Source organism: Brachyspira hampsonii 30446 (genome assembly GCF_000316195.1).
Lineage (GTDB): Bacteria > Spirochaetota > Brachyspiria > Brachyspirales > Brachyspiraceae > Brachyspira > Brachyspira hampsonii_C.
Map to the genome: position 1 here is coordinate 586,160 of NZ_JH994111.1, position 12,946 is coordinate 599,105.

The 12,946-nt window shown below is 28.2% G+C and carries 14 protein-coding genes; 7 read left to right on the plus strand and 7 right to left on the minus strand.

The window, feature by feature from the left end:
* Positions 1–54: 54 nt before the first annotated feature.
* The 4 genes from A966_RS07450 to A966_RS07465 all read left to right on the plus strand — a co-directional run bounded on the left by A966_RS07450 (position 55) and on the right by A966_RS07465 (position 4,147).
* Positions 55–1,173: an AI-2E family transporter gene (locus A966_RS07450; RefSeq protein ID WP_008724197.1), complete on the plus strand. Its 1,119-nt coding sequence runs from the start codon at positions 55–57 to the stop codon at positions 1,171–1,173.
* A gap of 26 nt (positions 1,174–1,199) precedes the next feature.
* Positions 1,200–2,189 carry a glycosyltransferase family 9 protein gene (locus tag A966_RS07455; protein WP_008724200.1) on the plus strand — a complete coding sequence of 330 codons (990 nt, stop codon included), beginning with the start codon at positions 1,200–1,202 and terminating at the stop codon, positions 2,187–2,189.
* Positions 2,190–2,357: 168 nt separating this feature from the next.
* Positions 2,358–3,593 (plus strand): DUF6175 family protein, encoded by a 1,236-nt coding sequence (locus A966_RS07460; RefSeq protein WP_008724202.1) that lies wholly within the window; start codon positions 2,358–2,360, stop codon positions 3,591–3,593.
* An 8-nt stretch (positions 3,594–3,601) separates the two neighbouring features.
* Positions 3,602–4,147, plus strand: a complete 546-nt coding sequence (locus tag A966_RS07465; RefSeq protein WP_008724204.1) for an epoxyqueuosine reductase QueH — start codon at positions 3,602–3,604, stop codon at positions 4,145–4,147.
* Positions 4,148–4,158: 11 nt separating this feature from the next.
* On the opposite strand, the gene A966_RS07470 is transcribed toward A966_RS07465, so the two are convergent.
* The 3 genes from A966_RS07470 to A966_RS07480 all read right to left on the minus strand — a co-directional run bounded on the left by A966_RS07470 (position 4,159) and on the right by A966_RS07480 (position 5,354).
* On the minus strand, positions 4,159–4,521 hold the full coding sequence (locus A966_RS07470; RefSeq protein WP_008724206.1) for a helix-turn-helix domain-containing protein: 363 nt from the start codon (positions 4,519–4,521) through the stop codon (positions 4,159–4,161).
* A 199-nt stretch (positions 4,522–4,720) separates the two neighbouring features.
* Positions 4,721–4,909 carry a putative motility protein gene (locus tag A966_RS07475; RefSeq protein WP_008724208.1) on the minus strand — a complete coding sequence of 63 codons (189 nt, stop codon included), beginning with the start codon at positions 4,907–4,909 and terminating at the stop codon, positions 4,721–4,723.
* Positions 4,910–5,156: 247 nt separating this feature from the next.
* Positions 5,157–5,354 (minus strand): hypothetical protein, encoded by a 198-nt coding sequence (locus A966_RS07480; protein WP_008724210.1) that lies wholly within the window; start codon positions 5,352–5,354, stop codon positions 5,157–5,159.
* Positions 5,355–5,619: 265 nt separating this feature from the next.
* Here A966_RS07480 and A966_RS07485 point away from each other — a divergent pair, with 265 nt between their 5' ends.
* Both A966_RS07485 and A966_RS07490 read left to right on the plus strand, forming a co-directional pair.
* Positions 5,620–7,308 (plus strand): FAD-dependent oxidoreductase, encoded by a 1,689-nt coding sequence (locus A966_RS07485; protein ID WP_008724212.1) that lies wholly within the window; start codon positions 5,620–5,622, stop codon positions 7,306–7,308.
* Between the two features lie 175 nt (positions 7,309–7,483).
* Positions 7,484–8,089, plus strand: coding sequence for a metal-sensing transcriptional repressor (locus A966_RS07490; protein WP_008724214.1), 606 nt, complete (start codon positions 7,484–7,486; stop codon positions 8,087–8,089).
* 45 nt (positions 8,090–8,134) lie between these two features.
* On the opposite strand, the gene pyrF is transcribed toward A966_RS07490, so the two are convergent.
* From pyrF to A966_RS07505, 3 genes are all read right to left on the minus strand, one after another.
* Entirely contained in the window at positions 8,135–9,490 is a 1,356-nt protein-coding gene (gene pyrF, locus A966_RS07495) for an orotidine-5'-phosphate decarboxylase (RefSeq protein WP_008724216.1), read from the minus strand.
* Positions 9,491–9,562: 72 nt separating this feature from the next.
* Complete coding sequence (locus A966_RS07500) at positions 9,563–10,474, minus strand: dihydroorotate dehydrogenase (RefSeq protein ID WP_008724218.1); 912 nt, start codon at positions 10,472–10,474, stop codon at positions 9,563–9,565.
* Positions 10,475–10,489: 15 nt separating this feature from the next.
* On the minus strand, positions 10,490–11,263 hold the full coding sequence (locus A966_RS07505; RefSeq protein WP_008724220.1) for a dihydroorotate dehydrogenase electron transfer subunit: 774 nt from the start codon (positions 11,261–11,263) through the stop codon (positions 10,490–10,492).
* Positions 11,264–11,516: 253 nt separating this feature from the next.
* Here A966_RS07505 and A966_RS07510 point away from each other — a divergent pair, with 253 nt between their 5' ends.
* A complete protein-coding gene (locus A966_RS07510; protein WP_008724222.1) occupies positions 11,517–12,020 on the plus strand; it encodes a CAP domain-containing protein in 504 nt (167 codons plus the stop codon).
* An 87-nt stretch (positions 12,021–12,107) separates the two neighbouring features.
* Here the strand turns inward: A966_RS07510 and A966_RS07515 are convergent, their stop codons facing one another.
* A complete protein-coding gene (locus tag A966_RS07515; RefSeq protein ID WP_008724225.1) occupies positions 12,108–12,920 on the minus strand; it encodes an ATP-binding protein in 813 nt (270 codons plus the stop codon).
* Positions 12,921–12,946: the final 26 nt, after the last annotated feature.

The window sequence follows — 12,946 nt, forward strand, 5'->3', positions numbered from 1 at the left end:
ATTATAAAAACATAATTAATTTCATTGATTAAACTTTTTATTTTTGGAGATTTTATGAATAAAAACAATATAGGCTATATTTTCTTTATAGTTTTTATATTCCTGTCTATATTTATAATGTATAAATTATTAAGACCATTCGGAATGATAATATTTTTTGCAGTTGTTTTTTATGTCATATTAAATCCTCTTTTTATAAGGGCTATGGGAAAGAGTTATAAAAAAACAGATAAAATCTCCATGATTAAAAAAAACACTTTAGCATTACTTTTTTCTCTTATATCTCTAATTATATTCTTAGTTCCTACAAGTATATTAGCTTATACTATAATAGTTCAGCTTATAGATATTTCTAATATTGGTATTAGGTATTTTATAAATTTGGATGTTAATGAAGTTATTAATAATTCCAGCATAAATAACTTTCTTAAATCCCTGCCTATAGATGTATCTATGGAAACCATATTAAAAAGAATACAGGATTCTTCTCTTTCAAATTTAACATTTATAAGCTCATATCTTACTCAAAATGTAGCTGGTTTATTAAAAAGTACAGGCGGATTTGTGAGTTCATTTATATTTATGATGTTTTCTTTATTTTTCTTTTTTGTAGACGGAGAATATTTGATAGATCAGGTAAGAACATTAATTCCTATAGAGAGAAAATATATTGACAGACTTATAAAACAGGTTTCTGAAGGTATCAAAGGAATAGTTTTTGGCAATTTGTTTACAGGAATATTTCAGGGTTTTTGTGCTTTTATAGTATATACTGTATTTGGTGTTACAAATTCATTTACATTTGCATTTCTTACTATAATAGCATCTTTTATGCCTATAATAGGAACTACCATAATATGGATTCCTTTAGGTGTATTATTTGCAATAGATGGAGAAATTATCAAAGCTATTATATTTATAGTATGTTCTTGGATATTTATTACAATACCTGATAATTTTGTTCGTCCTCTTCTTCTTGGAAACAGAATAGAGCTTCATCCATTATTTATTTTCTTTGCTATACTTGGCGGAGTATTATTTTTCGGACTTTCAGGAATAATATTGGGACCTTTGAGTTTTATATTATTCTTTGAGATTATGAAGATATACAATGAAGAGCGACTATTAGAAGAAAAAAAAGAAAGAATTGCCAAAAGAAGAAGGTTATCATAATATAAATAATCATAAGAGTTTTATTTATGACAAAGATATTGATTATAGGAATGAATTATATAGGAGATACGATATTTATAACTCCGCTTATAAGGGCTTTGAAAAAACATTATAATGACTGCAGTATTGATGTTGTAAATGGTATAAGAGGAATAGATATTTTAAAAGAAAACCCCTATATAAATAATATTATAATTAGAGATGATAAAGTATCAGAATATATAAGCAGTCAGAATTATGATATAGGTATTTCTGCCACAACAGCATTTTATGGAGCTTCTCTTTTATATAAAGCTAAAATACCGATAAGAGCAGGAGTAAACAGTGAATGCCGCGGATTTCTTCTTAATAAAAAAACTTCTTGGAAAAAACATAAAAGGCATATAGTAGATACAATTCTTTCTGTATTGAAGCCTATGAATATAAAAGATGACGGTATTAATACAGAGATTTTTTTAAGTGAAAAAGAAAATGAATTCGGTATTAGTAAAATGAAAAATTATAAGAGTGCCTTGCTTGTTCATGGCGGAGCTACAAGAATAAGTAAGAGATACTGCATAGATAATTTTTCAAAACTTATAGATTTATTTTATAAAGAAAAGCAAGTTCCTATAATATTAATAGGTTCTAAAGATGATTTGGATTTTTCTAATGAAATGAATAAAAGATTAAGAAATATAATAGCTGATGATTTTACTAATAAGTTGAGTATTAGAGAGCTTATATCTGTGATTAAACATTCTTATGCATTGATTGGAGGAGATAGTGCCCCTTTACATATAGCCAATGCATGCAATATATATTCTATAGGTATATTCGGAGATACTTTGCCATTGATTTACGGAGCTAGGGGAGAAAAAGCCGTTAATTTAGAGGCTAGAAAAAAATACTGTACAGCATTAAAAAGTTTTCGATGTGAATATATAAAAAGAGGCTGCAAAACTATTGACTGCTTAGAAAAATTTGAGGCTGAAGAAATTCTGCCTACACTTTTGTCTGTTTATAAAGATATTTGATTTTATTTTTACAAAGTATTATTTTATGAATTAAATTTATTACATTTTCTTTCTTGAAAAAATATAACTTTATTATAAAATATATGTTAATAATAATATATTTGCTTAAAAATATTATTTTTTACTGATAATAGTTCTATATAAATATTAATTGAGGTTTATGACAGCATGAAATTTAATAAGTTATATCTATTTATATTTTTATCTGTATTTTTTGTATCCTGTGCTACAACTTCTAAAAGTACATCTAGCGGAGGTGTATATGTGGGCGAAGATACAGGCGAAATAGGAATAGTTAATAATTGGAAGAATCCTGACTTTAAGGGCGGAAAAACCACAAAAATAACTGCCGAAGGCTATGCTTCTGCTGACGGAAGAGGAGAGGCTGATGCCATAGAGAGGTCTATTGAGAGTGCTAAAAGAAATGCAGTTGAACAGGCAGTTGGTTCTATAGTTCAGGGTAATACTTTAGTAGAAAATAACAGACTTATAAGTTCTAAAATATATGATAATACAACAGGTTATATATCTTCATATAAAGTTATTAATATATCTAAATCCGGTTCTGTTTGGTATTCTAAGATAGAAGCTACAGTAGGAGTGGATATGATACAGGATAATCTTCAGGCAATGGGCATACTTATGGATAGGAAAAATCTTCCTCTTATAGTTGTGCTTGTTACAGATGAAACAGGAAACTTAAGCGAATCTTTTAATGTAGAATTAGAAAAAAATATGAGTGAAAAAGGATTCAAATTTGTTAGTGCTTCATCATTGCAAAGTGTAATGAGAAAAGAAAATATAAGCTATGAAGATACAAGAGGTTCAAGTTCATCATCATCTATAAAAAAAATAGCCGATGCCACAGGAGCACAAATAGCAATAATCGGAAAAGCTGATGCTGCTTTCTTTACAACTATACAAGGCACTGCTATGAAAAGTTATAGAAGCGATGTTGCAATAACTGCAATTAATATATCAGATTATACCACTATAGCCCGTGCTACACATCAGGCAGGCGGTGTTGGCGGAAGCGATAAAGATGCCCATTCTATAGCTTTGGTGAAATCGGCAGATTATGTATCAGATGATTTTGTTAATCAGATAGTTAATAAATGGCAAAGTGAAGTTCAAAACGGAACAGAATATACTATATATGTAAACGGACTTGATTTTGATGAATCTATTGGTTTTGAAGATGCGTTGAAAGAGAATATAGGCGGATTAAAAAATGTTTATAATAGAGGAGTATCAGGAGAATCTTCCCGATATGTTGTTACTTATGTAGGAAGCAGCAGGGATTTGGCTGTTGATATTAATTCTAAAGCTAAAAATATGGGCTATCAGATAATAATAAGCAGCTTTGATGATAAAACTATCACTTTAAAGGCGAGTAAGAGGTAATTTTAACTATGGAAATTAAAGAAAAATTGGTTGTTCATACTTGCTGTGCTGTTTGCATGAGTTATCCGCGTACTATTTTAGAGGATTATGATACTGTATTTTATTTTTATAATCCTAATATATATCCTATATCGGAATATGAAAGAAGAAGAGATGAGTTTATTAAGTATGCTGATAGTATTGGGATAAAAACTTATATATCTGAAGAAGAAGATGATGTTGGAAAATGGTATGATGATATAAAAGGTTTTGAGAATGAGCCTGAGAAGGGAGCTAGATGCAGCATTTGTTTTAAGCATAGAATGAAAAAGGCTTTTGAATATGCCTCTAGTATAAATGCTAAGTATGTTGCTACTGTAATGACTGTAAGTCCGCATAAAAATAGCAAAGTTATTGAGATGATAGGTAAAAGTTTAGCGGATAATTATGAAGGGATAGAGTATTTGCATTTTGACTTTAAGAAAAAAGATGGATTTAAAAAGACTAATATAATAGCTAATGAAGCAGGACTTTATAGACAGCATTATTGCGGATGCGAGTTCAGTATAAGATAATTTAATATTAATTATTTATTTTTTTCTTCATTTTTGATGATATCATTTAAATGATCTATCATATCCCCTATGAAATCTAATTTTCTTTCTTCAAATTTTTTAAGTTTTTCTGATATTGCAAATATTTTTTCTTCTGAAGATTTTAAATTGTATGGTTTAATATTTAATAGCATATCCGGAGAAGTTTCTAACGCTTTACAGATTTTATTTAGATTTTTAATTGATATATTTCTATTTCCAACCTCAACACCTTGAAGATATTTTCCAGAAAGCGAAGATTTTTCAGCTAGTTCATCTATAGTCATTTTTTTACTTTTTCTTAATTCTCTTATATTTTGTCCTAGATTTTTTAATACTGCTTGTGTATCTATCATAAAAAACTCCAATTTATGCTTGTCTATCTTTACTTATGATATATAAAAATTTTAATTAAAAAAACAATTTATAATTTGACTATTAGTGAAAAAAGTATATTTTTAGCATTTTATAGTTGGTATGTTTTTATTTATTATAAAATAAATAAGCTGCCAATAATAAATATCAGCAGCCTTAAAAAAATTACTTTACCTTAAATTAAGCATAAGTGCTTAATCTTTCACCTACACCAGGTCTCATAGGTGCAGAAACAGCTTGAGGCTGAATGCTAGTCATAATTTTGTCAACAGCCTGAGCTTGCATGTCTGAAGTTTTTCTTATCATGCTTAAAGAAATATCTTGTTTAAGCATTCCTGTAGAATAAGAACTATAAGCTGAAAGATCCATATATTCCCTCCATTTAATTTATAAATTAAAACAAATTTACTATGTAATTGTAAATCAATGTAATATTAAATCAAGGAAAATATTAAAAAATATTAAAAAATAAATGCAATAGAATATGTTATGATAATAATAAGTTTACATAATATAGATTTTTGCTTAAAAATTATGACCAATTATGTTCTTTATTATTTTTATTTTTTATCAGCTTAAGAAATAGAACTTTTACATAATTGGTCAAAACTAATAATTAAGCATATACATCCAAAGTCTTTCCAATATTGTTGTTTATAGGAGCAGATGATCCCTGAGGAGTTACAATACTTGCAGCTTTATCAGCAGATTGGGCTGAACTGTAAGCTGAAGAGTTGTAAACATTTAATCCAGCAGAAGTCATATGTCTAGTCAATGGAAACATTTCAGATGAATAAATAGAATAAACTCCCATTTAATACCTCCAAAGACTTATTATACATATAATATCGGAATATTTATTATTAAAATAAACATAAATCTAAAAAATGTAAAAAATATATTAATTTTTATATTTTAAACTTTAAGTGAAAATATAATTCATTATTACAGCAGTAACCCTATTTAATATAGTATGATGATATTTTTTATTATATTTTTCATTAAAAATATTGACTTATTTTTTAATAATACATATACTAGGTATATTAATATAAAATATTATCAGGGAGTTTTTTACTATGAAAAAAATATTAATAGTAGGCGGTGTTGCAGGAGGAGCTTCTGCTGCTGCAAGACTTAGAAGATTGAATGAAGAAGATAAAATAATAATGTTTGAGAAAGGACCTCATGTATCTTTTTCTAATTGTTCTCTTCCTTATCATATAGGGGGGCTTATACCAAATGAAGAAACTTTACTTTTGATGAATCCTGAGAAATTTTTAAAACAATTCAATGTAGATGCAAGAGTTAATAGCGAAGTTGTTGCTATAGACAGAAAAAATAAAGAAGTTGTGGTTGTATCTGAAGGCAGGGAATATAGAGAAAGCTATGATAAACTTATACTTTCAATGGGTGCTAAGCCTATAGTTCCTCCTATAAAAGGAATCGATAAAGTTAATGTATTTACGGTAAGGAATGTTGTTGATATAAGCAAAATACATAATTTTCTTAATGGAAAGCCAAATGCTAAAGTATCTGTTATAGGCGGCGGATTTATAGGTATTGAGATGGCTGAAAACTTAAAAAAAGTAGGATATGATGTAACTATTATAGAAGCATTGCCTCAGATAATGAAGCCTTTTGACTATGATATGGTTCAAATTCTTCATAGAGAAATTATGGATAATGGAGTTAATTTAATCGTTAATGATAAAGTTGATAGCTTCGATACAAATACAGTTATTTTAGCTTCAGGAAAGAAAATAGATGCTGATGCTGTTATTCTTGCTATAGGTGTTGCTCCTGAAACTGACATTGCTGTTAAGGCTGGAATAGAATTAGGAAAAACTAAGGCTATAAAAGTAGATTCTACTTATAGAACCAATGATAAAGATATTTATGCAGTCGGAGATGCTATAGAAGTATACAGTCCATTATTTAATGATTATTACAGACTTCCTTTAGCTGGTCCTGCTCAGAAACAGGCTAGGGCAGTTGCTGACCATATTAATGGAAGAACAGTTGATAACAGAGGATTTATAAGTTCATCAGTTATTAAAGTATTCGGATACAACGGAGCTTCTACAGGACTTTCTGAAGGATTTATTAAAGCTATGAATTTGAATATAGATTATGATACTGTAGAAATTATACCTTTTGACGGGGTATCAATTATGCCTAATTCAAGATTATTGCATTTCAAATTAATATACGAAGTACCTACAGGAAAAGTATTAGGTGCTCAGGCTATAGGTAAAGGAAATGTTGATAAGAGAATAGATGTTATAGCAACTATTATAAAATTCGGAGGCACTATAGATGATTTGAAAGATTTAGAATTATGCTATGCTCCTTCATTCGGTACTGCTAAAGATGTTGTTAATTTTGCTGGTTATGTTGCTTCTAATTTAAGAAACGGTGATTATAGACAAGTTCATTTCAGCCAAGTAAGAGAATTAGTAGAAAAAGATGCTTATTTCCTAGATGTAAGACCTACTGAAGATTTTGAGACAGGACATTTAGAAAAAGCTGTCAATATACCTCTTGGTGCATTAAGAAGCAGATATAATGAAATACCTAAAGATAAAACAGTATATGTAACTTGTAAAACAGGTTTAACTAGCTATACAGCATGCAAAATACTTCAGAATATTGGATTTAATAATGTTGTTAATGTTTCAGGCGGATTTGTAGGCTTATCACAATATGAATATTTTAACGATAAAACTACAGGAAGAAAACCTATATTAACAGGATATTTCGGATAAATTTATATTTGTATACCTTAATAATAAATATAAAGAGCTGTTTTTTATTAAAACGGCTCTTTTTTTGTTATAAATGATTAAATTCAATTTTTTTATTAAAAAAATGTTTTATAATTTTATTTTTTTTGTATTTTATTATATAATAAAAATGTATACTTTTAACAAGGATTGAAATATGTTAATAGAAAATGATTTAAAAATATTATCTCCTTCTGAAGCCGATGAAATCATCAATAGTACAGACAATATAGTAATATTAGATGTAAGAACTGAAATGGAACATAATTATGAAGGTATGATTGAAGATTCTGTTTCTATGGATTTCCTTAAGCCAAGAGTGTTTAAAAGAGAAATATCTAAATTAGATAAAGAAACACCATATTTATTGTATTGCTCTATTGGTAAATTAAGTATGAAAGCGGCAGAATATATGAAAGAAGAGGGCTTCAAAAATCTTTATATATTAGAGGGCGGATTAAAGGCTTGGAATAAACATTTCGGAGATAATAATAGGGTTTCTAAATTTGATAGAGAAGAAGCTGTTGAGAGGAGAAAAAGACTTATTATCAGATTAAACCGAATTGAAGGTCAGATTAAGGGAATGAAAAAAATGCTTGCTAAAGGTGAATATTGCGGAGATATACTTAATCAGTCTTTAGCTGTTAAAGCTGCTATGGGAAGTGTTAATCAGGAAATTATGGAAGTGTTTTTGAATACCTGTATGATTTCACCTAAAGAAAAAGATGATTTCTTTAGATATATGAGAAAACTTATAAAGTAATTATTTTTTTTAGCAAGGGATAATCCCTTGCTTTTTATTTATTTTTTATTTTCCCCAAGAATCCGGATTTTTATTCCACTCCAAGGCTTTAGATAATTCTTCTTCAGTTATATACTTTTCATCTTTAGCTATTTCCATAAGAGATGAGAAATTAGAAAGAGATGAAAATTTAATGCCGGCTTCTTCAAAGTTTTTATATGCTTTTTCAAATTCATAAGAAAATATCGCTATAATTTCAAGCCCTATAGCCCCTTCAGCTTTAGCTGCTTCAAATGCTTTAATAGAACTTCCGCCTGTAGAAATTAAATCTTCTATCAAAATTAATTTTTTGCCACTGCATTCTGCTCCTTCTATCTGCTTTCCTCTGCCATGTTCCTTTTTTTCAGCCCTTATATAGCATAATGGTTTATTTAATTCATAAGCTATAAAAGAAGCCCAAGGTATTCCTGCAGTTGCTGTTCCTGCTATAACATCAAAATCTTTGCCTTTTAAAATATTCATAAAAGCATCAACTATAATCTTTCTTTCTTTAGGAAATCCTATTACATATCTATTATCGCAGTATATAGGGCTTTTTATTCCAGATACAAATGTAAAAGGCTCTTTAACATTAAGTTTAACTGCTTTAGTATTTAATAAAGCACTAGCTATTAATTTAGATTTTGCTTTTTTATTATTTTCTAAACCTTCAGCAATTTCTTCTACTATCATTTTGCAGGCTTTTACTCTGTCTTCATTTCTTGTAATAGGTCTTCCTACAACTAAATAATCGCATCCATTTTCAATAGCTTCCTTAGGAGTCATCACTCTTTCCTGATCATCAGTGCTTGCCCATTTAGGTCTTACTCCAGGACAAATTGTTCTGAAATTCTCTCCGCATTCTCTTTTTATTAGGGCAGCTTCTTTAGGAGAGCATACCACTCCGTCAAGTCCTGATTCTTTTCCTAATTTAGCCCAATTAACTGCCAAATCTGTAAGTGCCAAATTAGAGCTGAACATATTTTTTACATCATTTTCTGAAAGGCTTGTAAGTATTGTTACGCCTATTATTAAATTATCTTTATTAAGTTTTTTTATCTCCTCAACAGTTTTTTCCATCATTTTTTTACCGCCGCTAGTGTGTACATTAAACATAAATACATTCTGTTTAGCTGCAAATAATGAAGCCATAGCTGTTGTATTTGGTATATCATGAAATTTTAAATCTAAAAATACTTTTTTGTTTTTTCCTGCTAAATATTCTATTATTTCTCCTTTAGTGTATAAAAAGAGTTCAAGTCCTACTTTATAAAATACAGCCTCATCTCCAAGCTCATCTATAAGTTTGGCCGCTTCTCCCATAGAATTAAAATCTAATGCTATAATTAATCTTTCTTTTGGATTTTCACTTAATTTTGTCATAATTTATCCTTTATAGTTATTTATAATTAAATTATTTCAAATAAGAATTGATTTTTATTTGAAAGATAAAAGTTATAAATGTGCTGCTCCTATTATATCTTTTATATTATCTATATTATTTTCTTTTAGATAATTATCTATTCCATTAATAACTTCTATAGGAAGCACAGGATTTGAGAATATACCTGAACCTATAGAAACTAATGAAGCCCCTGCCATTATAAACTCCAGAGCATCATTGTAATTTGTAATGCCTCCCATACCTACAATAGGAATTTTCACAGCTTTATATATCTGATAAACCATTCTTACAGCAATAGGTCTTATACAAGCTCCTGATAATCCTCCGAATATATTTCCTAAAAGAGGTTTTCTTGTTTTAGTATCTATTTTCATTGATAAAAAAGTATTAACAAGCGATACACTATCAGCACCGGCATTTTCTACACTTTTTGCTATGCTTGCTATATCTGTAACATTAGGAGATAATTTTACTATAAGAGTTTTTTTTGTGAGAAGTTTTTTTACAGCTTTAGTAGTTGATTCTGCACTTTCACAGCTTGCCCCAAAAGCCATTCCTCCATTTTTTACATTAGGGCATGATATATTAAGTTCTACAAAATCTACTCTTTCTATTTCATTTGCTATTTCTGCAACCTTCATATATTCTTCTATAGAAGCTCCGTTTATATTTAAAATTATAGGAGTATCATATTTTATATTTTTTACTATATTATTTTTAAAATATTCTATTCCCGGATTTTCAAGCCCTATACAGTTTATCATACCAGATGGAGTTTCTGCTATTCTTGTTCCTTTATTGCCGTCTTTTTTATCTAATGTTATTCCTTTTAAATTAACTGCTCCAAGTTCATTAACATCAAAATAATTATTATATTCTTCTCCGAATCCGAAACAGCCAGAAGAGGTTATAACATTATTTTTTAATTCTTTACCTAAAAAGTTTATATTTAATCTGCTCATAATAGTATCCGTTATTTAAATATTTAATAATTTAGAATCAAATACAGGTCCGTCATAGCAAACCTTTTTTAATGCATATCCATTTTCAGAATTAATATCTTTTATTTCTATATTACAGCCTAAACATGCATTAACTCCGCAAGCCATTCTCTCTTCAAGAGAAGCATAGCAAAGTATATTATTCTCATTAGCTATATTTACTATTCCTTTCATCATAATAGTAGGTCCGCATGTATATATAATATCAAATTTTTTTTGTTTTAATAATTCTTTTGTTTTGTCTACTGTATTGCATTTATCTCCCACAGAGCCGTCATCTGTTGTGATGTATAAGTCAATACTGCTTGTATCAAATCTTGTTATTATTTTTATTGCACTTTCATTAGCTCCGCCCATTATTAAAGTTATAGAGTTATCATTTTTTAACAATTTTTCTATTAATAATTTAAATGGAGCTATCCCCATTCCGCCTGCAGCTAATAATATTTTTTTATCTTTTATTTCGCTGTTAAATCCATTACCCAAAGGTCCTTGAATATTAATAATATCATCTTTTTCTAACTTTGATAAATATTTTGTACCTTCACCCTTTACTTGATAATAAAACTCTAATATATCATTATCAATATAATGAATACTTATAGGGCGTCTTAAAAATGTACTGCTTTTAAGCATGAAAAATTGACCTTCTTTTGCATGTTTACAGCTTTCTTTAGACTTTACTTTAAGTAAATACTTATCATCTGATATTTGTATATTATCTGTTATAATGCAATCTTCTAAAAACATTTTTTTACCTTTCAATTTTTTTCTATAAAAAAAGAATACATCTTCTTTTTATAGAAGATTGTATTCTTTGAAAATCTATTTTTTAAAAATTATTATGCAAAAAATAAATAATATCTTTCATGAAAATTGAATATATCATATATCTATAAAAATTCAAGTACGGCATTAAAATAATTTTTTATCTTACTATTGCATATTATAGATAAAATTGTTATTTTAAAAACTAAATGAATAAAAGTTTAAAAGGTTAAAAATGAAAAACTATATTTTAATTTTTTTATTGCTGGTGATAATATCTTGTAATAATACTGCTACTAACCCTAGTAATGATAACACTTCAAATACTGATTCAAATAATAATTCAATAAGTGCTGATGCTCAGGAAGTATTCGGCTTAGTTAATCAAGAAAGAATCAAAGCAGGACTTACAGAATATAAATTAGATGCCAAATTATGTGAAGCTGCAAACCAAAGAGCTAAAGAAATAGTAGATAAATATGATCATGTAAGACCTGACGGAAGAGAATGGGATACAGTGCTTGATGAATATGGATTTAATTCAAAAGCTTATATTAGAGGAGAGAATATAGTTGCTATGAGGGAAAGTGCTTCTTCAGCTATGAATGCTTGGATGAACTCTCAAGGGCATAAAGACAATATTTTAGCTGATTATTATACAACTATTGGTATTGGGGTTTATGAGTATAATGGAAGTAAGTATTGGGTTCAGATTTTTTTGAGTGATTCTTTTATTTAATTAAAAATAAAAAATACTATCTTCTTCATTATTTATAAGAAAATAGTATTTTTCTATTTATTAAACTATTTTTAATAAAAATATATATTAAATAATATTTCCGTCTATTGAAATTATATATTCTTTAATTATTATATTTTTATTAGCAATTTCAAGAGCCTTCTGCACTATCATTTCAACTCCTCCGCAGCAAGGAACTTCCATTCTTACTATAGATATAGATTTGATATTTTTATTTGTAAATATGTTAGTTAATTTTTCTATATATTCATCTACATATGTATCTAGTTTAGGACAGAACATTAAAAGAGTTTTATTTTTCAAAAATCTTGAATGAAAATTAGGATAAGAAAAAGGCACGCAGTCAGCAGCTATTAATAAATCAGCATTGTCTAAATAATTAGCATTAGGGTTCATTAATTTTAATTGTATAGGCCAATTTCTTAATTCAGAACTTATTTGTATATTATTATTATTTTCTCCTCTAAATTGATTTCTCATATCTTTTTGCATACTTCCCTCACATCCGCAGGCTTTATTTTCTTCCATATTTGGAACCTCCATATTATTATCTTTTAAATAGTTTACAGCTTCATTAAATAGCTTATCTTCTCCATGATCTCTTAAATGTTCAAGATGTGCTTTTATTACATTAACTCCGCCTTTTACAATATTTTCCATTACTTTGCTTTCATCATATTCTTCGGCTTCTCTCTCTTCTATTTCCATAGCATTCTCAGGACAAGCCTTTATACAAGCACCAAGCCCATCGCAGAATAAATCGCTTATAAGTCTGGCTTTTCCGTCTATTACCTGCAAAGCTCCCTCAGGACAGTCTGGTATACATACTCCACATCCTGTGCATTTATCTTCATCTATTTTTATTATTCTTCTTTTCATCTACAATATCCTATATTATTTTGTGA